This is a genomic window from Streptacidiphilus sp. MAP12-16 (genome assembly GCF_041262165.1).
GTDB lineage: Bacteria > Actinomycetota > Actinomycetes > Streptomycetales > Streptomycetaceae > Streptacidiphilus.
The window spans coordinates 132,295-152,686 of the sequence record NZ_JBGCBY010000011.1; the positions used below are offsets into that span (position 1 = coordinate 132,295).

Consider the following 20,392-nt stretch of genomic DNA (forward strand, 5'->3'; position numbering starts at 1 on the left):
TGTCCCCCAGAGACGGCAGAGTTGACGCCGCGACACGCGTGCGAGGAGACATTATCGCGTGAGCAGGGAACGCATCGTACGCGTGAGGTAGTTGTGACCTCCAGTCATTCCCTGTTGGGGGACTTCGCGGTGGATTGTCGGACCCGTGCGGAAGAGTGGTGATCGAGGGCCTTCGGGCGGGTAACACGCAGGTGGCGCTCGGCGGACCCGGGCTGCTGACCTGTGCCGCCGGGGCGTGTTACGGGGCGGGTTCGGGTACGGAACGGGTACGGCGGGGCATCGGGGAGCGAGGGGTGGAGTCATGGCGGGGCTGAGGGACTTTCTACGCAAGTCGGACCAGGGCTTCGGTACGGGGGTCGACCGGGTCACGCTCACCAAGGGGACCCCGTCGGTGTCCCTGACCGAACTGGGCACGGTCAACGGCACGATGCAGATCAACCTGCACTGGACCTCGCGCGAGCCGGATCCGGTGGCGCGCTCGGCAGGGGACCGATGGCGGGGCCTGCTGCACCCGGCGCTCTTCAAGCCGATGACGATGCCTCAGACCGCCAGCCAGACGCTGGCCGTCGACCTCGACCTGGGCTGCATGTACGAACTCGCGGACGGCACCAAGGGCGTGGTCCAGCCGCTCGGGAGCTTCTTCGGCGACCTGCAGCACTCGCCGTACATCCGGCTCAGCCGGGACGACCGGTCAGGTGCGCCGTCCGGGGAGATGATGTACATCGACCTGGACAAGAAGGACCACTTCAAGCGGCTGCTGATCTTCGTCTACATCTACGACGAGACCCCGGCCTTCGACCGGACGCACGCGGTGGTGACGCTCTTCCCGCCGGGGGGACGGCCGATCGAGGTGAAGCTCGACCAGCGGGCTTCGCAGGCGCGGTCCTGCGCGGTGGCGCTGATAGAGAACAAGGGTGGGAACCTGACGGTGCGTCGGGAGGCGCGGTACGTGTACGGGTTCCAGGCGGAGCTGGACCGGCTGTATGGGTGGGGACTGCAGTGGCAGCGGGGGTACAAGCCGGTGGGCAACTGACCCCGGCGGACCTCGGCGGACCTCGGCGGACCTCGGCGGACCCCGGCGGCGTTCGTCGGCCGCCGCCGCACCCCGGCGGTCCCCGCCGCAGGGGGTGTCAGCGGCCGACGCCCTGGAACTGCGGACCCTGCAGCGGCAGGGCGAAGCCCTCCGGCTCCGGGAGCAGGGAAGGCTGCTGCGGGGGATAGCCGTAGCCGGGGACCGGCACGGCGGCGGGAGGCTGGGCCGGGAGGGGAGGCGCTTGCTGGACGGCCGGCTCCGGCTGTGGCGCGACCTGGGGCTGTGGCTCGGGTTCCGCTGCTGGCTCGGGCCGGTGCGGCGGCTCGACGATCGGAGCGGACACGGGCGCCGGCGCCGGTACTGCTGCCGCGGGGGCGGCCGGCTTCGCTGCCGGCTCCTTCTTCTTCTCCTCCTCCTCGTCCACGGTGATCCCGAAGTCCGTGGCCAGCCCGACCAGCCCGGAGGAGTACCCCTGTCCGATGGCCCGGAACTTCCAACCCCCGCCCCTGCGGTACAGCTCACCGCAGAGCAGGGCGGTGACCGTCGCCGTGTCGCCGATGTCGAAGCGGGCCAGGGGCTCCGCGCCCGGTCCGCCCGCGATGTCGTACAGCAGGATGTGCAGGCCGGGGATCTCGCCGAAGTCGCCGTGCTCGACCGAGCCGCCCACCACCACGCGTTCCACCTCGAGCGGCAGCCTGCTCAGGTCGATGTCGACGGTGTCGGTGATCTCCTCGCCGAGCCGGGCCTTGGAGCGGTGCCGCACCAGTCCGCTGGGGTGCCGGGGCTGGTTGTAGAACACGAAGTCGTCGTCGGAGCGGACCCTGCCGCCCGGGGCGAGCAGCAGGGCGGACACGTCCACGTCCGGAGCGCCGGGTACGAACCGCCAGCGCAGCACCGCGCGCACCGCTGCGACGTTCGCGAGCGGAGTGTTGGAGCCCTTGGGCATGACCTTGGTCATAGCTGGTCTGTGCACTCCCTCTGTGGACGCCGGCGGCGCGACCCCGCCACGGGCCAAGCCTAGGCGGCAGCGCCGGCCTGGGGAACCGACCGCGATCCGCGGCCGGTTCCCCAGCACCCTTCCTAGGCGCCCGGCCCTCTGGCGTCAGGCCCGGAGCAGCATCCGCTCGGCGACCGTCCAGGCAGTCGTGGTCAGCAGGTAGAGACCCGCGGAGAGCGGCACGAAGGCCGCGAAGAGCACCGTGCCGAAGGAGAGGTAGGGCAGGAGGGCCGCGCCGGGAGCCGCCGGGTCCACCGTGCGGCGGGCCCGCCGGAAGGCGGCGAAGCCGACCACCGCGAGCAGCGCGTACAGCACCAGGAAGACCGGGAGCTGGCCGGGCAGGGCGCTGAGCACGTGGGCGCCCAGCGGCACCCCGGCGAGGGTGCTCGCGAGCAGGGCGTTGGCGTGGCCGCTCAGGGTGTGCAGCGTGAACAGCCGGTACAGCACCGCGAAGACCGGGCACATCAGCAGGCTGGGCAGGCAGCCCGCGAGCGGTGAGGCGTGCTCGCTGCGGTAGAGCTCCGCCTGCGCCTCCCGCAGCCGCCCCGGGTCGCCCTTGTGGCGCCGGGTCAGCTCCTTGAGCTGCGGCGCGAGCCGGGCGCGGACGCGCTCCCCGCGCACCTGGACGCGGGCGAGCGGATGCAGCGCCAGACGCACCAGGGCGGTGAACACGATGATCACGGCAGCGGTCGCGGTAGCCCCGAAGAGGGGGTGGACGAGCTGGGCCAGGGCGCTGACGGCGTGGCCCGCGACGCCGGCGGGGGCGTCGAGGAATGCAAGGACGGACATGGTGGCTGAGCCCTCCGGATGTCAGAAACGACGGGGTGCGGAGGACAGCCGCGCAGATCGGTGCGGCAGGTCGACTGTCGGTGACGGGCGCTGCTACGCGGCTGCCGGGGCCGGGCCCGGTGCTCGGGGGCGGCATCGGCCGCGTGCGTCGGGGTCGCGCTGCGGCAGGAAGGCCGCGCGCCAGGCCCGCCGCCGCAGCGCGGTGCTGCGTACGGCGTGCGGGGAAGGACTGCCCGGCCGGGGACCGGTCGGTGCGGTGGCGACGAGTGCGGCCAGCAACAGCAGACCTGCGGTCGCGGCGAGGGCGACCAGCCCGTTGCCCTGTTCGGAGACGAGCAGGCCGGAGAGGCCGAGGAGTACGAGCAGGAGGGCGCCGAGACGCTGCATGGCCACCCCCGTCGTCGGCTGCTCGAGCACGTTCCCCGTGCCCTCGGGTCGAGGGCGGGCTGCCGCCAGTATGCAGGACCGGCGCAGCAGCGCAAGCAGGCCGGAGGGTGCCGTGTTAACCGGCGGCCACGCTTCCGAAAACGTCATGTTTCCAGGGAGATTTATTACACCTTCTTACGTACGATGAGCCGTCAACGGCCCCGGTGGTCCCCGGACGTCCCCACTCGCCTGCAGAGACCAGCCATTCCACCCGATTCATCCCATCCCAGGAAGCGGAAGGGGCCCATGCGCCATTTCAGCCAGCTCGACCGGGAGACGCGCGAACGCCTCTTCCTGCACGAGCCCGCGAGTTTCGACAGGGACAGCGAACCCGCCGTGCTGTCAACGGCGCTGGGAGCGACGTTGTACTCCCCGGCGACCCGGCCGCGGCTCCTGGACGACATCCGCAAGCAGGCCGCGCAGGGCGTCGTCTCCATGGTGCTGTGCCTGGAGGACGCCATCGACGACTGCGAGGTCGCCGACGCCGAGGCCAATCTGGTCCGGCAACTGCCCCGGCTGCTGGAGCAGCCCACGCCTCCCGGGATGCAGACTCCGCTGCTGTTCGTCAGGGTCAGGCACCCCGGACAGATCACGGACCTCGCGGCCCGGCTCGGCCCCGCGCTCGGCGTGCTCTCCGGTTTCGTCGTCCCGAAGTTCACCGAGGAGAGCGGGCTGCCCTTCCTGGAGGCGCTGGAGCAGGTCCGCAGCACCACCGGGCTGCGGCTCTTCGCCATGCCCGTCCTGGAGTCCCCGGAACTCGCACATCTGGAGACCCGGCGCGAGACGCTGGGCGGAATAGCCCGGGTGCTGGAGAAGTACCGCGAGCAGATCCTCGCGGTACGGCTGGGTGTCACCGACCTGTGCTCCGCCTACGGGCTGCGTCGCCCGCCCGACCTCAGCGCCTACGACGTGCAGCTCGTCGCCTCGGTGATCGGCGACGTCGTCAACGTCCTCGGCCGCTCGGACGGGACTGGCTTCACCGTCACCGGGCCGGTGTGGGAGTACTTCCCGGTCCAGGAACGCAAGTTCAAGCCGCAGTTGCGCAGCAGCCCGTTCGAGGTGACCGAGCCGCCGACGGACGAGGTCCGCCGCAAGCTGATCGCCCACGATCTGGACGGGCTGATCCGCGAGATCGAACTCGACCGCGCGAACGGCCTGCTCGGCAAGACCTGCATCCATCCCAGCCACGTTCCCGCCGTGCACGCGCTGGCCGTGCCGACCCACGAGGAGTGGTCGGACGCGGCGGACATCCTGCACCAGGACCGCACCGGAGGCGGGGTGCTGCGCTCCTCGTACACGAACAAGATGAACGAGGTGAAGCCGCACCGGGCCTGGGCGCAGCGGGTGATGCTGCGGGCCTCGGTGTTCGGCGTGGCGCGCGAGGATGTGACCTTCGCGGAGCTCCTGGCCGCCTGCCTCTGCCCGTGACCGGGCCCTTCCCTACCGCCTCGCCTTCCTCGCCTCGTCACATCCTTGCCTCCTCACTTCCTCGCGTGACCCGCCCGTAGTCCTGATGAGGCATGCAGGACACTCGGATGTCACCCCCGCCTGATTGGCTCAGGGTGTGACGGCGTGGACCAAAAAGTGGACCGGCGTACCGGTCCGAGCAGACGCACGATCGACGAAAGCAGCACGATGACAGCTGAGCAGCAGGTGCAGCGGAACGCGGACGGTAGCGCGGACGGCCGCGCGGACGCCGGAACGTGGGCGGGCGAATGGGTCGAGCGCCGGCTCGGCGTGAGCCTGCCCGATCCGTCGGTGCGGGACCTGCTGGGCCTGGCCCTGCGGCGCAATCCGCGCCGCGCGCATCTGCTGGTGTCCCAGGTGCTCGGAAAGCACGTCCCGCAGCGGCCCGAGCTCGTCTACGGGGCGGGCTACCAGCTCGGCCTCGCCGTGCGGAAGCTGCTCGGCCCGGCCGAGGCGGCAACGGCCGTGGTCCTCGGCTACGCGGAGACCGCGACGGCGCTGGGCCACTGCGTCGCGGACGGCCTCGGCGGTATCGACACCGACGCAGCCACCGAAGCAGCCACTGAAGCTGAGACCGACGCCGGAGTCGGCGGCACCGTCCCCGCTCCCTACCTGCACTCGACCCGGCGGCCGGTGGCCGGTCTGGAACCGGTCGGTGGCTTCGAGGAGGAGCACTCGCACGCCACCTCCCACCTGCTGCTGCCCAAGGACCCGGACTTCCTGGGCGGCGAAGGCCCGCTGGTCCTGGTCGACGACGAGTTGTCGACCGGCCGTACCGTCCTCAACACCATCGCCGCACTGCACGCCCGGCACCCGCGCACCCGCTACGTCATCGCCGCCCTGGTCGACCTGCGGAACGCCGCGGACCGGGAACTGCTCGCCAAGACCGCCGCCGATCTCGGCGCACGGATCGACGTCGTCGCCACCGCGACCGGCACGGTCGACCTGCCGGAGGAGGTGGTCGCGCGCGGCGCGGCCCTGGTCGCCGCCGAGGAGACCCGCCAGGGCTGCGGGCTGCCGCCGGCCGGGCCCCGGTCCCCGCTCACCCGAGTGGACCTCGGCTGGCCCGGCGGGCTGCCGGACGGCGGGCGGCACGGCTTCACCGCTGCCGACCGCCTGCGCCTGGACGCCGCGCTGCCCGGGATGGCCGCCCGCCTGGCGGCCGCACTGCCGGACGGCGGAGCAGGCGCCGACGACGGGGTGGACGGCAGGTCGACGCCGTCGCGTCGTGTCCTCGTCCTCGGCAGCGAAGAGCTGATGTACGCGCCGCTGCGCCTCGCGGCGGCCCTGCAGGACATCCTCGGATCCGTCGTCGACGTCCGCTTCTCCACCACGACCCGCTCCCCGGCCCTCGCCGTCGACGACCCGGGCTACGCCCTGCGGACCCGGCTCGCGTTCCCCGCGCACGACGCCCCGGCCGACGGCGAAGGCAGGCGCTACGCCTACAACGTCGCCCCCGGACACGACGCCTCCCGCCGCTTCGACGCGATCGTGCTGGTCATCGACGACGAGGCGGACCGCGCTCCGCTGCACGCGCCGGGACGCGGTCTGCTCGACCGGCTGCGCAGCGTGACCGACCAGGTGCTGCTCGCTGTCGTCCCCGCGTACCGGCCCCGGGCCGCAGCGTCCCTCCCCGCCGCGCTGCACGGTCCGGCGTTCTCCTCCTACCGCGCCGACGAGGTGTCCTGGCTGCTCAAGGACCTCTCCGGGATCACCCTGGAAGCACCCACCGAGGAGCGCGAGGAGGCCATCCAGCAGGGCGGCGCCCACTACGCCGAGTCGCTTCCGGTCGAGTACCAGCCCACGGTCGAGTACCAGGAGCTGTTCCACCAGGCGCTGCGCGAGTCCGCAGGCCGGATCGCCCAGGCCGTCGCCGTCGTCACCGAGACCGTGCTCGCCGAGCGCGGATCCGGCGTCGTCCTCGCCTCGCTCGCCCGTGCCGGGACGCCCGTCGGCATCCTCATGCGGCGCTGGGCGCAGCACGCGCACGGCATCGACCTGCCGCACTACGCCGTGTCCATCGTGCGGGGCCGCGGCATCGACACCGTCGCGCTGCGCTACCTGGCGGACCGTCACCACCCCGCCGACGTGGTGTTCGTCGACGGCTGGACGGGCAAGGGCGCGATCACCCGGGAGCTGGAGGCCGCCCTAGTCGCCGATGGATCCGGCTTCAACCCGGAGATGGCCGTGCTCGCCGACCCGGGCCACTGCGTCCGCACCTTCGGCACCCGCGAGGACTTCCTGATCCCCTCGGCCTGCCTCAACTCCACCGTGTCCGGCCTGGTGTCCCGCACGGTGCTGCGGCCCGGGCTGATCGGCCCCAACGACTTCCACGGTGCCAAGTACTACCGCGAGCTGGCCGAAGGCGATGTCTCCGTCGCCTTCCTCGACGCCGTCACCGCCTGCTTTCCCGACGTTCGCGCCAGCGCTGCTGCGGACACCCCCGACCGCGCACCCGACTGGTCCGGTTGGGCTGCCGTGGAGCGCATCAGCGAGGAGTACGGCATCAACAGCGTGAACCTGGTCAAACCCGGCGTCGGCGAGACCACCCGGGTACTGCTGCGGCGCGTCCCCTGGCGGGTCCTGGTGCGGCGCGGAGCGGAGGCCGAGCTCGGGCACATCCGGCTGCTCGCGGAGCAGCGCGGCGTAGCGGTGGAGGTGGTCGACGACCTGCCGTACAGCTGCGTCGGGCTGATCCACCCGCAGTACACCCGTGGTGCGACCGGCGAGGAGGGCACAGCCGTATGAGCGCCCTGAGCCAGGACCGCCATGACCACCAGGAACGCCCCGGCCCGGAGCCGCGCTTCCTGGTCGGCAGCGACCTCGACCGGACGCTGATCTACTCGCCGCGTGCCCTCGCCCTCGACATGGCCGACGAGGAGGCACCCCGGCTGCTCACCGTCGAGGTGCACCACGGCAAGCCGCTGTCGTTCATGACGGAGCGCTGCGCCGAACTGCTGGTCGAGCTGATAGCGGCGGCCGAGTTCGTGCCCGTGACGACCCGTACCCGCGCGCAGTACCAGCGGGTGCACCTGCCGGGCCCGGTACCCGGATGGGCGCCGCGCTACGCGATCTGCGCCAACGGCGGGCACCTGCTGGTGGACGGCGTTACCGACGAGGACTGGCACAGCCAGATCCGGGCCACGGTCACGGACAACTGCGTGCCGCTGGACGAGGTCGTACACCACCTGGCGCTCACCGCCGACCCCGAGTGGACCCTCAAGCGGCGCGCCGCCGAGGACCTCTTCGCCTACCTGGTGGTCGACCGCGAGCTGCTGCCCGAGGGCTGGATCGACGAGCTGACCGGGTGGGCGGACGAGCGCGGCTACACCGTGTCGCTGCAGGGGCGGAAGGTCTACCTGGTGCCGCAGCCGCTCACCAAGTCCGCCGCCCTGGCTGAGGTCGAACGGCGCATCGGTGCGGCCACCGTACTGACGGCGGGCGACTCGCTGCTGGACGCGGAACTCCTGCTCGCCGCCGACGCCGGGTTCCGTCCCGGGCACGGTGAGCTCGCCGACAGCGACTGGATGGCGCCGGGCGTCACCGCGCTACCGCAGGTGGGCGTCGCGGCGGGCGAGGAGATCGTCCGCCGGCTCCTCGCGCGGGTGCGGGTCCGGACGGCCGTGGGCTAGCCCTGCGGCAGGCCCTGCCGAGGCGGGGGCCCCTGCGGCAACGTCAGGGTGCGTGAGGCCCGCGCCGCCTCCGGGTGGCGGTTGCGCCAGTACGGGTTGTCGTACGGCAGGTGCGTGGTCACCCTGCCGTACATCCCGAACGTCATCAGCAGCAACCCGACCGCGAAGCTGAACATGACGTTCTGCATGTGGAAGGCGAGGAAATTGTGCTTGCCGCCGAGCAGGGCGAGATTCACGAAGCCGCTGAGGATGAAGAGGACGCCCACGCTCATGTTGAGCGTGGAGGCGAAGTTGCCGCCCCGTACCGCACCGGCGATCAGCAGCAGACCGAAGAGCACGGAGAGCAGGCTGAGCAGGCCGTTGCTGGTCATAGCCGCGATCTTGTCGCCGTGGGTGCTGAAGAAGCCCACGTTGTTGGTGAAGCCGAGGATGCCGAAGACGAGCAGGAAGATGCCGATGCCGCCGGCGCTGTAGCGGTAGACCTGGCCGAGCCGATGGTCCACAGGCAGGCTGTCCTGGAGTTTCATCGCCGCCTCCCAAGGGGGTGAGACGCGTGACGCCTGACCACACCATGGTCCGACCGGCGTGGCGGGCGTGGCAAGTCAGCCGCAGCAGCCTCCGCCGCAGCAGCCTCCGCCACCGCCGCCCTGGCTCGGGGCGGGCGCGGCGCTGCCCGAGGCCGTCCCGGTCACGGCGACCATGGACATCAGCTTGACGGCGTCCTCGTGCCCGGCCGGGCACATCGCGGGGGCGTCCGACTGGGACATGGGGCGGCGCAGCTCGAACGTGGCGCCACAGGAACGGCAACGGTAGTCATAGCGAGGCATGCCCGTACTCTACGGCGTGACGCCCTCCCCGCCGTCCCTCGGCGGTCTTTTCCCCACATCGCTTCGGGTTCCGACGCCCGGCGCGTCCCGACAGCTGGTGACACCTACCGCGCCGGGGGACACCTACCGCGCCCCGCCGCCCCGCTCCTCGCGGATCGCCTGCACCACGCGCGCGGCGACCTCCCGCACCGCCGCCATCTCGGTCAGGAACTGCCAGTAGTCGGGGTGACGTCCGGTCAGCGCCTCCGCTGCGCGGTCCAGCCTCACCACGGCGGCGTCCAGGGGCGCCGCGTGCCGGGGATCGGGCGCGCTGCGCCCGGCCATCGCGAGGCGCTGGGCGTCGCGCAGAGCGAAGCGGGTCCGCTCGATCTCGGCCTCGGGCGCGCGCTGGGCCTCGTTGAGGGAGTGCAGCCGGTCGTTGACGGTAGCGACCGCGCCGTCCGCGGTGGTCAGCAGGGTGCGGATGGTCGTCAGGGCGGTGGTGGCATCCGCCCAGCGCTGCTCGTCCCTGGCCTTGGCCGCCTCCGCGAGCCGCGCCTGGGCGTTTCGCACCGCGGACTCGGCCTGCTCGGGGACGTGCTGCAGGTCCTGCCAGCAGGCGGCGCTGAAGCGGCGGCGCAGCTCGCTGAGCGTGGGGGCGATGTTCGCCGCCCTGGTTTCCAGTGCCTGGGTGCGGGTCCGCAGCGAGGCGAGCCGCTGGTCGATCTCCCGGGCCTGCTCGGGCAGCTTCTCGGCCTCGGCGCGGATCGCCTCCGCGCTGCTCTGGGCCTCGGCGGCGGTGCGCAGGACGGTCTGCACGCCGTGCTTGCCGGCGCCCTCGCCCAGCAGCGCGAGCATGGGGCCGAGGGCGGCGAGGCGGCGGGCGAGGTCGTCGGCGCTCAGGCGGGCGGCCCGGGCCGCGTCGAGTGCGTTGCTCGCGGCGAGCCAGGCCTGCTTGGCGCGCTCGACGGCGGGGGTGACCTGCGCGAGCCGCGCCTCGGCGGCGGCGACCAGGGGCTGCAGGAAGCCGGCGAAGCGCTCCAGCTCGGTCTTGACCGCCACGAGCTGCTGCCGGGACTGCTCCAGCTGCTGCCGCGCCCGGGCGGCCGTGCCCGCGTCGAGGTCCTCGGCGTCCAGGTCGTGGGCGTCCAGGGCGGAGATGTAGGCGCTGCTGACCTCGTCGATGCGGCTGCCGAGCGCGGCGAAGTCCGCGATGGCGCGGCGCGCACCTGGGGAGTTGTCGGCCGCCGCCACCTCCTGGACGGAGAGCTGCACGTCCCGCTGTACGGTGTCCAGCTCGTAGAACGCCTGCGCAGCGGCGTCCTTGGCGGCCTGCGCGTCCGCGCGTACACCCTCGCCACGCCGCCACCGCGCTGATCCCGCCGCCACGTCGTCTCCCGCTCCGCATCCCTCGCCACCAGGCCGCTACGGCCTGCGCGCCCCATCCTCGCACCCACCACTACGGCGCCGCACCAGCCCCGACACGGAACACCTCCCGGAGCAGGTATTCTGAGCACTCGCCCCGGGCGCATAGCTCAGTGGTAGAGCGCTGCTCTTACAAAGCAGATGTCGCTGGTTCGAAACCAGCTGTGCCCACCAGCCAAGAAGCCCCGGACCGATCAAGGTCCGGGGCTTCTGACATCAGAGATTGACATCAACGCAGGTGGCGACGCCGCTTCAGCAGGCGGTCCATATTGCCCATAGCTTCGCGGGACGTGTCAGTCGTGACGTGGGCGTACACATTCATCGTGACGGCGATCTGCGAGTGTCCGAGGATCTCCATCACGACTCGGGCGGGGACACCAGCGGCGATAAGAAGCGTCGCGCAGCCGTGGCGGGTGTCGTGCAGACGGATCTTCCGGAGCTTGGCGTCCGCAGCGATCCTGGCGAAGGACCGGGCGAGATTGGTCGGCTCGACCGGCAGACCGTTCCGGATGGTGAAGACATGGTCACCGCCATGCCGGCGGCCCGACGCTGCTCCGCCTGCTTGAAACGCTGCCAGCGCAGTCGACTGACTCAGCAAGGCGGAGAACAACCGGATCGAACTTGACCGACTCTCCGTCATCAAGTCCCTGGCGAACGCACTCGATGTCTCGCTCGGCGATCTGCTTGCCGAGCCGAGCCTGCTGGAGTGGACACCGGACAGTGGGCGACAGACCGTCCCTGCTCTGCGTACCGCCCTGGTGAACTACCGCCAGCTCACGCTGCTGCTCGGCGTACCCACCGAGGGCGAGCCATCCCCGCTCGGGGAGCTGCGGATCAACGTCGCCGAAGTCTGGGACGCCTACCAGGAGTCGAGGTACGGGTTCGCCACTCGGCGATTGCCGCTGCTGCTGGCGGATGCACTCATCGCGGCCCAGTCGTATCAGGGGCACGACCGTGAGCAGGCCCACGAGCTGATGGCGATGACCTACCAGGGCTCCGCCATGGTGCTGACCAAGCTGGGGGAGACGGACCTCGCATGGATCGCAGCGGATCGAGGACTCGCGGCGGCGCAGCAGTCCGGCAACGGTGTGGTCATCGGCTCGCTCTTCCGCTCAGTCACTCACTGCCTGCTCTCCAACGGCCGGTTCGACTCCGCCGTCCAGCTCGTCACCGATGCGGCCGGATATCTCCAGCCTGGTCTGGGCGACGCGAGCCCTGAGTACTTGTCGATCTACGGGACGCTGTTCCTCACTGGAGCCATGGCGGCGGCTCGCTCCGACGACCGTGAGACGACGCGCGGCTTCCTCGCTGAGGCGGACGGGGCAGCACAGCGACTCGGTGCGGACGCCAACCACATGTGGACGGCTTTCGGACCGACGAACGTGGCCATTCACCGGGTGTCGACTGCTGCCGAGCTGGGTGACATGCAAGTGGCAATGGACCTCGGTCCCGGAGTCGACACCAGCGGACTGCCGACCGAACGCCGGACCCGACACAACCTGGAAATGGCTCGCGCGTTCAGCGCCCGCAATCGGGTGGATGAAGCCCTCGAACTCATTCTCCAGGCCGAGGCATGGGCACCCGAGCAGGTTCGCAGCCACTACCTGGCCCGTGAACTGGTGCTGAGCTGGGTCCGCAACCAGCGGGGACGTCCCAGCCGGCCGATGGCGGATCTGGCACAGCGCCTGCATGTCGTCTGATCTCTGTACCCTCGGACTCGTGCCGACGAACGAGGACCAGGCCGAAGCCGCAATGGCGCACCCGCGTATGGCTGCGGGTGCGCTCTTTCTTGATGCCGCCGGACGGGTGCTGATGGTCGAGCCGTCGTACAAATCGTATTGGGAGATCCCCGGCGGGTACGTCGAGGAGGGGGAGTCGCCGCTCCAGGCGTGCGTACGTGAGGTCCGCGAGGAGCTGGGCATCACGCCGCCGATCGGCAGACTCCTGGCGGTCGACTGGGCGCCGAGCGACGCCGAAGGCGACAAGGTGCTCTACATCTTCGACGGCGGACAGCTCACAGCCGGGCAGTTGGCCCACGTCCAGCTCCAGCCCGAGGAACTCGTCAGCTTCAAGTTCCTGGACCTCACCGACGTCGAGCACGCGACGATCCCACGCCTTGCCCGCCGCATCCAGGCCGCAGCCGAGGCACGCAACAGCGCCGCTCCGGTCTACCTCGAGCACGGACAGCCGGCCGCCTGAGTCAGTCGCGTGCAAGCCACCACGACTCAGTCACATGATCAATGATCAGGTATTGCTAATCGCCCATGAACCACAGGTAGCTGCCCGGCGTTGCGGCGCACGCCGCGAGCAGGGCCGCTAGGTCATGCAGGGCGGCCTGCTGCGGCCCATCCGCGCACCCCTGTGACAGGACGGCGACTTCCCGAAGCGCGGCTTGCGCCTCCTGCTCGTTGAACAACGTGTCGCCGTAGGGGTCCACCCAGGCGAGCTTGCCCGGGGCGGTCCGGCCGAACGAGCCCAGTGCCCGCGCCAACGCTTCACCGTGCTCGTAGGACCTTCGAAGGAGGGAAGTCCTGGACGACTTGCCGCGCATGGGTCGCCCGGAGTGAAGCTCCAGCTCAATCCCCACGGTCGCCCCCTGCACGTTGCCGACCGAAATCGTGCGCGGACACCATGTCCAACCGCCCCCCAGAGGATAGTCACGGCCTCTAGTGCTGCTCTGCGCAGGTTCGTGGAGGGGCACGGCCGCCATGCCGTCAAGGTAGAGGCCGAAGGCGTAGTCCACCGGGCCACCACTGCGCCATGATCACTGGCTGTGAAGACGGGATCTCGGCGGGGTGCGGCGGTTGCCGTGGGACTGGACGACGAGATGCGCGAGATGTTGCAGCGGATCGCGTCGTCGGCGAAAGCACAGGTGCTGGCCGCAGCCGACGGGGCGGGCAACGGCCACTCGGTGGTGACCTGGTGCCCAGGGCTCCGGGCCGGAGCGCCCCCGTCAGTGGCTCTGCCCGTAGCCGGGTGGCATACCGGGGTACGGATGGAAGTCCACGTTTGGGCCGACGCCGGCTTGGAAGCGCAGATGGGTCGGGTCCAGAAGGATCATTCTTGCTCCGCGTAGATCGTCGTGCGCTCCTTCCGCCAGGAGAGCCGCTTCCGGCATGTCGGCCTCCCACCATTGGTCATCGAGGGCGTAGCGGATGCCGCCGTGAACGTAGATGAGGTAGCCGCCGACGGGGTCCGCCGATGCGACTGAGGGCGTCGGCGGGGCTGCGTGGACATCGTCGGATGGTCGGTGCGGGGCCCCGCAGCCCGGGAGGAAGGCGACTGTGGCCACCACCACGGCGGCTATCGACGCACACCGGGCACGTCCTGGTCGGGCAGAGCTGATCAGCTGGTTCATGCCGATGGGATGTATCGGCAGTTTGATCGGTTCCCATGCCAGATGATCTGTCACACAACCAGCGCTCCATGGTGCCCTATCAAACTGCGACGGAACTCCTGGCGTCCTTCCTTGACACGTGGCACCCCCTGAGTAAGAGGCGGAAGCCATTTCGACACCCCTCCACGAAGTTCCGCGGAGCAGCACTAAGGTCGGATGGGGGGGTCTCAGGGGTGTCTAGTCTCGGGTGATGGTTGACGTTGTGGCGTCGGGTGATGGGTGACGGTTGTCCTAGACGATCTCGTGCCGCAGGGGGCGGCTTCTTCGTTGCGCAGTCGATGCCAGGTCGCCGAGGGGTGGCCCTCTGCCAGTCGGTAGGGTGCGCTCATGTCGGAGGCTGGGATGGTCGGGCGAGGACCGAAGCAGTTGGCTGAGCTGCGGGACGTGTTCGGCTTCCTCGATGAGGTGCGCCTTCGCCCCGGGATGTGGATCCGCGCCAGTTCTCTCCAGCATCTGGACTCCGTGCTGAGCGGCTACCGGGTCGCGTTGGAAGTCCACGGCATCGAGGAGGAGTTCGACTTCTGGAACCTCGGGCCGTTCACCGAGTGGTTGTGGCAACGGCTCGGTCGCTCCAGTTCGCTTGGCTGGGCTGCCGAGATCGAACGCGAAGCCGTCGATACGGAGACCTCGCCCGTGGAGCTGTTCTTCGCCTTCCTCGATGAGTACCGAGTCCACCGCGCCATGTCGCAGGACCGATAGGAGAGGTCGCGGCACGCTGCCCGAAGGGCCGCCAAGTCCCAAGGGAGCTTGTTGTTCCACCTCAGACGACCTTTCGCCGGTGGTTCTCGCCGGACTTCCGCACGACCAGGTCCTTGTGGGTGATGCGCGGGACGGTTGTGATCAGGTCTTCGCCGTGGAAGACCCGGATCACGTCCTGGTCCAGGTGGGCGTGGACGACCGCGCGGGCGTGGGCCTTGCCGAGCTGGACCCGCTGGCTGGCCACGATGAATCCGCCGGTGCTGCTAACGATCCGCTCCGCGATCTGCGCGGCGGGCGGCGGAACCAGCGGTGGGGACCCGCCGGTTCGCGCTCCCCGCAGGCGTCCGCAGGCGGCGGGTGGGACCGGGCTGGGCAGCACGGCCTGCGGGGTCCGCTGTTCGTCCAGGACCTGCATCACCGTGCCGTCCAGTCGCAGGGTGACCCGCTGTCCGGCAAAGGCCCAGCCGATGCTGCACTTGTCCCCGCCCAGGCCCACATAGCCCACCGCGTTGACGGTGCGGTCCACCTCCACCACGTGCGCCTCCCGCTGTGTCGAGGCGTCAGCCGGGTCCGCCTCCAGGGTGCTCGGGGTCACCGGCCGGGCGTCCCCTCGGGCGACCAGGGCGCGCAGGTCACGTCCGGACAGCTTGGAAGGCAGGGTTTTGTGCCGGGCGCCGCCGATCAGCACGTGCAGCCGGTTCACATCGATCCGCAGGGTAACCGCGGCGCCGGCCATGGCCGGTCCGAACCAGATCTGCTGCCCGCACAGACTCAGGTTCCCCGAGGCGGGCTCTGCGCGGCCGTTGTCGCTGGCGCGGCAGTGATCACGGCTCTGGCTGTACTCTTCCTCGCTGCGCTGACCGCGGGTGTATTCGCGTAGCCTCGCACCAGGATTCACGCCCTGGTCCGGCTCGAACTCGGGCCGTCTACGGGCCGTCCCAGGCCGATCGACGACGACAAACGATGACAACCGCCGACCGCTCCCCCACAGCTCAGGGGAGTGATCGACGGTTATGCCGCAGGTCAGGGAACCGGCGCATCACTTCTTCGACTTCTGGTTCCGAACCGTTTGACGAGTCGCAGGAGCGTCCTCCCTGAGCAGGACCGCACCAAGCAAGACAGGGCAGGACACCGGACAGAGGTGTCGTCAGGGACCGCGCGATACAGTGCCGCAACCACTTGGCGACCCGGAACGGCTGTAGCGTGCAGAGCGATCTCATTCACTTGATCACGTTGCTGGTCAGCGGTGCCATCTGGCACATCGTGATCAGGCCACCCCTTGATCGCTGGGCCGGCCCGAAGATCGCAAGGCAGCAAAAGCGCGTCCTTTCCCGACGAGCCGCACGCACCAAGACCCGCTCGCCTGGGACAAGAGGTCGTGATTGACGTGCACCAAGGAAGTGTAGATACGGCCGTGCCCTGCCCTGATCCCGGATCGGTGTGCTCTCCGCATGCCCTCCGCCGGGGGTAACCAGGGGGAGTGACGGTGCGTCACGGCACGCGGACATTCGAACGGCCCTGGACGTTGGTACTGGTCACAGGGCCGTTCGGCTGACCGTGGCGGGTGTTGGGTTCGAACCAACGTAGACATAGCCAGCAGATTTACGGACCGGCGGCTCAGCCTGTCTTGGCTGCGTACACGTCGGTCAAGACCATCGTCAGGACCCATGCGGCCGAAACCGCGAGGGTGCCGTACTTGACGACGCGAGTCCGGCGTCGCTCCAGCCGAGCTGTTTCCTCACTCCCTCGGACTTCGGAAGGCTTCGGATCACGCCACCACATCGTGCCCAGCCAGATCCCGACCAGTGCGAGAACCAGATACACCGTGCAGCTGCCCTCTTGCTGCCCGAGCTCATAGGCCGATATGTGCCAACCGCCGATCGTGATCACCGGCGCATCCTACGGGAAGGGCCCTGGAAGGCCCTCTGAGGGGGTACCACGCGAGATGGGGGGCACTGACCGACTGGCGCGTGGAGAGCCCCCTCTGGTGGCTCGGGGCATGGGACGTGGCACCGACCGTCCCATGTCCGTTGCGTGCCCGTTCCTGCGGGGAACCAGGGGGAAGAAAGGAGGCAAGAAGGCCGACGGAAACGAAAGGCCAGATCGGCGGTTTCCCCAGCTCATCGGCGGGCCTTCGGCGGAGACTTCCAAACTAGGGCCCCGATGGGGAATGGGACACGAAGAGGTGCTGCCGCGGCGAGCTACATGGGCACGGTCGTCGGGTCGACCGGCTGAGGATGATTGGAGGTGAGCTGGGCGACCGCGAGTGGCACCAGGGCGGCGACGGCGTCGTTGTCGGCCGGGTATACCGAGACCATGGGGCTGATCACGACCAGCGCGTCACCGACTCGCACGACTGTGGCGTCGCTACGCTGAGTGACCCCGGGGAACCGGCTGTAGCGGGTCGCCGTCCGGATGACCAGGCTCTCGTCACCGAGATGCGGTCCGTCAACCGGCGTAAAGGTCGAGGTATCCGCGTGGGTCCCCGAGCCTGAAAGGATCACCGTCCCGCAGTGCGCGGCGTCCGCGCGCATGGCCTGCATCGCACGATGTGCGCCGCCCGCGCGGAACGAGTAGAGCGCCTCCTCGCCGCCGTTCTTTCCCCCACGGGCGTTGCGGGGGCCGGTGAGTTCAGCGGAGGCGGAGCCGACGGCACCGGTGGTTGTGGCGTCCACGAGGTCCTGCCCCACCATGAGGTGGCACTCCGGGGAGGAGTCAGGTCCGCCGACGAAGCCCTCCGGGAACGGCTGAGCGGTCCAGCCGTCGGCCATGCTGACAGGGAGTAGATGCGTGCGCAGCTCCGCGTCCGATGCCGGCGGCTTGGCAGGGGCCGCCTGCTTGTCCCCGGCCTGCGCGCCGCACGCGGTCACGGCAACTAGCATCGCCACGGCGGTCGACAGGGGCAGCACTCCTCTGTGGCGCACGAACACGCGTCCTCCCCGAGGGGTTGCTTAGCGATCAAGGCGGGAAGGCTAGCAGACGGCTTCCGGTCAAGGCTCCCCACATGTACAGCACGGAAGTACAGCAACCGTGTCGACCACAGCCGACCGGCCCCGACCGCAGTAGCGTGCTTGACCTGGGCTGGAGACCTCAGCGACCGAACTGCCGATAGTTCGCATCGAGGGGGTCAATCGCGAACAGCGTCCCAGTCGAGGTGAAACGGTCCGCCGGGTCGGCTCGGCAGCCACCCTCGTGCAAGGGCAGAGCGGATACCGAGGGCTACATCGGCTGGGGGCACAGCGACCGCAGGTAGGCCGAGCCAGTTGCTCGGATGAGGCTGAGGCAATCGGATCACAAGCACGGATCCCGACTGCTCGGCATGCTCGACTGCCACAGTTAGCGGCGACTGACCGATCCCCTGGCCGTAGCTGGGCCGGCGCCTCACGACCCAGCGATAGGAAGCTCCGTCCACGCTGATCGGCCGGGAGCCCTTTTTGGTGAGTGCCACGGGATCTCCTGTCCTCGGGGGGCCAATAGCCGCACACGTCTGCTGGCCTGCGGGGTTGGGGCACCAGCGCGGAGTCAGTTCTTCCTGCGGGCGGCGCGGACTGCCTTCAGCGCCTCCGCTTTCCTTCGAGCTTCTTCTGCTCGGCGGGACGTCCCGTACTTTCGCCACGGCTCGTACGTGACTGTGCTGAGGCTAATCGACAGGCCGAAGATCAAGGGCCTGATGACTTCATGCGAGACGCCCAGCCAGTGACCGGCAAGGGGCACCGCGACCATCAGCCCGACAAAGACCGCGACGCCGGGCAGCGCCTTCTTCACCCACAGCGGCACGTCCTTCACTGCCTGCGCGCCGAACGGTCTCGGGCGAATGCCTTGCCAACCAGTACGACGCCGAAGCACAAGCCCACGCCGCCGGACGTCCAGAGCTCGATCGTGTTGTACGTCTGCCCCATTAGGCAGGACAGCAGGTAGCTGGCCATCACGACGGCGGGCAGGCCGAGGGTGATCAGCGTGTAGCGCAGGACGGAAGGCATGCCGGGACTGTACGGGCAGCAACTGGACTGATCAAGCGTCACGGAGGTGAGGAAAACCGTTGCGGATCAGGCGAAACGCCTGCGGACCGTTGCCCCGGCACGGACCGCCACGGCCGCTTGGCAGGGAGCGTCTGTCCCGTGCTGTTCGAGGACGGCGGCGAGTTCATCCCTTTCCACGCTCGCAGTATGGCGTGCCACAGCCGTGCCAGACGGGGCGGTATCCAGCGGGGAGTCGCGGAACTCAGCGGCGACGCCGGCGGGCCCCCGCCAAGGTCAGCGTATGCACAGGCCAGAGGGGCAGCGGCACTCGCAGTCTTGTAAAGCGGGGGTCTTCGGTTCGAACCCGGCAGGAGGCTCTCTGTCAGATGCCGGTCCGTCGAGACCACCACGGCCAGTTGGCGGGGGTGAAGGGGTCCTGGACTGTCTGCGCGTATCGAACCGCATCCGGCTCCTTTAGGAGAGCGCGCAGCTTCCTTCGATGCTCGCCAGGTAGGGTCAGGCAGGCCCTCTCCAGCAGCGTTCTACCGGACTCGGCCCAGAGAGCATTGCTGTAGCAAGTGGGATGCTCACCCCAGCGCGGATGCCGTCGCCTCCCCGTAGCCTTCCAGGCGCGAAACGCGAGGGCGACGCTTCCAGATTCGAGACCGTTCCTGCGCTCGAAGTCTCGGATCTTGCGCTGCGTGGAGAGCGGCAGCCCATGGAACGTTGGCCGACCGTTACGGCTGGCCTGCCAATGATGCTGACGGGGCTGAATCGTTGCTCTAACGGTGGCCGGCGACCGGCGAGGCATGGCGCTTCCGGGAGTGGTGTTGCAGCCAAACTACTTGGTCCGGTGCACAGCACGGAAGTGCAGCAACCGTGTCGACCGCAGCAGAGCGAATCCGACCCCAGTAACGTGGTTGGCCTGGACGGGAGACCTCAGTAACCGAACTGCCGGTAGTTCGCATAGAGGGGACGGGGATGACATCAACCTCTGACATCAACGTCCCCACATGCAGCCGAACTGCTCGAACATGCATGGCATTGGATCCGAGCAATGTGTGGTGTTTTGACCGCATATTGGGGATTGCCCGTTCGAGCTTACAAAGCAGATGTCGCTGGTTCGAAACCAGCTGTGCCCACCCTGTGCGAGTGATCGCAGAGTACGACGAAGGCCCAGTTCGGAGGGATGTTTCCCTCGGACTGGGCCTTGATCGTTGCTGGGGACGAGCGGGGGAGAACACGAGTTCGTCCGCTCGCGGGAGCCTGGGCCGGCTCGGGGTGGCGGTAGCGGCTCGCGGGGGGCCTGACGTGTTCCGACGTGCCAGGTCGAGCAGGGGGCGGCGTCAGTCTCCGCGAATCGCGGTGAGGGTGAGGTGTCCTCGCTCGCAGGACTGGGTGACCTGGACATGGACTGAGCTGTCGTCGGTGAAGCGGAGGGTGAAGACGGGGTCGAGGGCGATCAGGAGGTCGAAGTCCTTGCCGTCGTCAGCCGTCCAGGCGTTCACCGCTACCGCTTCGGCCTGCCAGCCGCCCTGGGCGGCGGTGATCGTGACGTAGACGTCGTAGCTGCCGAGGCGGGTGGAACGGTTGGCCCACCATTCCAGTGTCGCGATGCCTTCGTAGCGGTCCATGGGGACAGTGTTGCGCGGCCGCGGGAGAGGCGGGCTCCGCTCGGAACGGGTGGGTTGGTGCGGGCTCCTGCGACCGGCGCGCACCCATGGCTCAAAGTGCTGCTCACCGCCCTGAAGGGGCCCCCGCC

Annotated in this window: 21 protein-coding genes, 1 tRNA gene and 1 pseudogene; 8 read left to right on the forward strand and 15 right to left on the reverse strand. The window is 69.6% G+C overall.

What is annotated here, in order from left to right:
* The first annotated feature begins 301 nt into the window (after positions 1 to 301).
* Positions 302 to 1,033: a Tellurium resistance gene (locus ABIA33_RS16995; RefSeq protein WP_370082299.1), complete on the forward strand. Its 732-nt coding sequence runs from the start codon at positions 302 to 304 to the stop codon at positions 1,031 to 1,033.
* 97 nt (positions 1,034 to 1,130) lie between these two features.
* On the opposite strand, the gene ABIA33_RS17000 is transcribed toward ABIA33_RS16995, so the two are convergent.
* From ABIA33_RS17000 to ABIA33_RS17010, 3 genes are all read right to left on the reverse strand, one after another.
* Positions 1,131 to 1,991 carry a TerD family protein gene (locus tag ABIA33_RS17000; protein WP_370082301.1) on the reverse strand — a complete coding sequence of 287 codons (861 nt, stop codon included), beginning with the start codon at positions 1,989 to 1,991 and terminating at the stop codon, positions 1,131 to 1,133.
* Positions 1,992 to 2,135: 144 nt separating this feature from the next.
* Entirely contained in the window at positions 2,136 to 2,819 is a 684-nt protein-coding gene (locus ABIA33_RS17005; protein WP_370082303.1) for a YidC/Oxa1 family membrane protein insertase, read from the reverse strand.
* Between the two features lie 93 nt (positions 2,820 to 2,912).
* Entirely contained in the window at positions 2,913 to 3,353 is a 441-nt protein-coding gene (locus ABIA33_RS17010; RefSeq protein ID WP_370082305.1) for a DUF6412 domain-containing protein, read from the reverse strand.
* A gap of 138 nt (positions 3,354 to 3,491) precedes the next feature.
* Between ABIA33_RS17010 and ABIA33_RS17015 the strand changes: the two genes are divergently transcribed.
* The 3 genes from ABIA33_RS17015 (at position 3,492) to ABIA33_RS17025 (ending at position 8,344) form a co-directional block, all read left to right on the forward strand.
* Positions 3,492 to 4,673 (forward strand): HpcH/HpaI aldolase/citrate lyase family protein, encoded by a 1,182-nt coding sequence (locus ABIA33_RS17015; RefSeq protein ID WP_370082307.1) that lies wholly within the window; start codon positions 3,492 to 3,494, stop codon positions 4,671 to 4,673.
* Positions 4,674 to 4,880: 207 nt separating this feature from the next.
* A complete protein-coding gene (locus ABIA33_RS17020; RefSeq protein ID WP_370082309.1) occupies positions 4,881 to 7,460 on the forward strand; it encodes a phosphoribosyltransferase in 2,580 nt (859 codons plus the stop codon).
* Positions 7,457 to 8,344 (forward strand): HAD family hydrolase, encoded by an 888-nt coding sequence (locus tag ABIA33_RS17025; RefSeq protein ID WP_370082311.1) that lies wholly within the window; start codon positions 7,457 to 7,459, stop codon positions 8,342 to 8,344. Before ABIA33_RS17020 ends, ABIA33_RS17025 begins: the two co-directional genes overlap by 4 nt.
* On the opposite strand, the gene ABIA33_RS17030 is transcribed toward ABIA33_RS17025, so the two are convergent.
* The 3 genes from ABIA33_RS17030 to ABIA33_RS17040 form a co-directional block, all read right to left on the reverse strand.
* Positions 8,341 to 8,871: a DUF4383 domain-containing protein gene (locus tag ABIA33_RS17030; RefSeq protein ID WP_370082313.1), complete on the reverse strand. Its 531-nt coding sequence runs from the start codon at positions 8,869 to 8,871 to the stop codon at positions 8,341 to 8,343. The two genes, ABIA33_RS17025 and ABIA33_RS17030, sit on opposite strands and share 4 nt — an antisense overlap.
* Before the next feature lie 75 nt (positions 8,872 to 8,946).
* The gene (locus tag ABIA33_RS17035; RefSeq protein ID WP_370082315.1) at positions 8,947 to 9,171 is read right to left on the reverse strand and encodes a zinc ribbon domain-containing protein; all 225 of its coding nucleotides are present in this window, start codon (positions 9,169 to 9,171) and stop codon (positions 8,947 to 8,949) included.
* 123 nt (positions 9,172 to 9,294) lie between these two features.
* Positions 9,295 to 10,539 (reverse strand): hypothetical protein, encoded by a 1,245-nt coding sequence (locus ABIA33_RS17040; RefSeq protein ID WP_370082317.1) that lies wholly within the window; start codon positions 10,537 to 10,539, stop codon positions 9,295 to 9,297.
* A gap of 135 nt (positions 10,540 to 10,674) precedes the next feature.
* Here ABIA33_RS17040 and ABIA33_RS17045 point away from each other — a divergent pair.
* Positions 10,675 to 10,749 (forward strand) — tRNA-Val (locus tag ABIA33_RS17045).
* Between the two features lie 55 nt (positions 10,750 to 10,804).
* Here the strand turns inward: ABIA33_RS17045 and ABIA33_RS17050 are convergent.
* Positions 10,805 to 11,215, reverse strand: a complete 411-nt coding sequence (locus tag ABIA33_RS17050; RefSeq protein WP_370082319.1) for a tyrosine-type recombinase/integrase — start codon at positions 11,213 to 11,215, stop codon at positions 10,805 to 10,807.
* A gap of 118 nt (positions 11,216 to 11,333) precedes the next feature.
* Between ABIA33_RS17050 and ABIA33_RS17055 the strand changes: the two genes are divergently transcribed.
* Complete coding sequence (locus ABIA33_RS17055) at positions 11,334 to 12,275, forward strand: XRE family transcriptional regulator (protein WP_370082321.1); 942 nt, start codon at positions 11,334 to 11,336, stop codon at positions 12,273 to 12,275.
* Positions 12,276 to 12,327: 52 nt separating this feature from the next.
* Positions 12,328 to 12,774, forward strand: coding sequence for an NUDIX domain-containing protein (locus ABIA33_RS17060; protein WP_370082507.1), 447 nt, complete (start codon positions 12,328 to 12,330; stop codon positions 12,772 to 12,774).
* Between the two features lie 55 nt (positions 12,775 to 12,829).
* On the opposite strand, the gene ABIA33_RS17065 is transcribed toward ABIA33_RS17060, so the two are convergent.
* Positions 12,830 to 13,318: a hypothetical protein gene (locus tag ABIA33_RS17065; RefSeq protein ID WP_370082323.1), complete on the reverse strand. Its 489-nt coding sequence runs from the start codon at positions 13,316 to 13,318 to the stop codon at positions 12,830 to 12,832.
* 210 nt (positions 13,319 to 13,528) lie between these two features.
* Positions 13,529 to 13,933: a hypothetical protein gene (locus ABIA33_RS17070; RefSeq protein ID WP_370082325.1), complete on the reverse strand. Its 405-nt coding sequence runs from the start codon at positions 13,931 to 13,933 to the stop codon at positions 13,529 to 13,531.
* 366 nt (positions 13,934 to 14,299) lie between these two features.
* Between ABIA33_RS17070 and ABIA33_RS17075 the strand changes: the two genes are divergently transcribed.
* Positions 14,300 to 14,671, forward strand: coding sequence for a hypothetical protein (locus ABIA33_RS17075; RefSeq protein WP_370082327.1), 372 nt, complete (start codon positions 14,300 to 14,302; stop codon positions 14,669 to 14,671).
* Positions 14,672 to 14,732: 61 nt separating this feature from the next.
* Here ABIA33_RS17075 and ABIA33_RS17080 read toward each other — a convergent pair.
* The 6 genes and pseudogenes from ABIA33_RS17080 to ABIA33_RS17105 all read right to left on the reverse strand — a co-directional run.
* Positions 14,733 to 15,470 (reverse strand): annotated as a pseudogene (locus ABIA33_RS17080) (IS481 family transposase); the annotation flags it as partial.
* 818 nt (positions 15,471 to 16,288) lie between these two features.
* Positions 16,289 to 16,561, reverse strand: coding sequence for a hypothetical protein (locus ABIA33_RS17085; RefSeq protein ID WP_370082329.1), 273 nt, complete (start codon positions 16,559 to 16,561; stop codon positions 16,289 to 16,291).
* Between the two features lie 311 nt (positions 16,562 to 16,872).
* Positions 16,873 to 17,595 (reverse strand): hypothetical protein, encoded by a 723-nt coding sequence (locus tag ABIA33_RS17090; RefSeq protein WP_370082331.1) that lies wholly within the window; start codon positions 17,593 to 17,595, stop codon positions 16,873 to 16,875.
* A gap of 598 nt (positions 17,596 to 18,193) precedes the next feature.
* A complete protein-coding gene (locus ABIA33_RS17095) occupies positions 18,194 to 18,436 on the reverse strand; it encodes a hypothetical protein (protein WP_370082333.1) in 243 nt (80 codons plus the stop codon).
* Between the two features lie 17 nt (positions 18,437 to 18,453).
* Positions 18,454 to 18,651 carry a hypothetical protein gene (locus ABIA33_RS17100; protein ID WP_370082335.1) on the reverse strand — a complete coding sequence of 66 codons (198 nt, stop codon included), beginning with the start codon at positions 18,649 to 18,651 and terminating at the stop codon, positions 18,454 to 18,456.
* Positions 18,652 to 19,976: 1,325 nt separating this feature from the next.
* A complete protein-coding gene (locus ABIA33_RS17105; RefSeq protein WP_370082337.1) occupies positions 19,977 to 20,264 on the reverse strand; it encodes a hypothetical protein in 288 nt (95 codons plus the stop codon).
* Positions 20,265 to 20,392 lie beyond the last annotated feature (128 nt).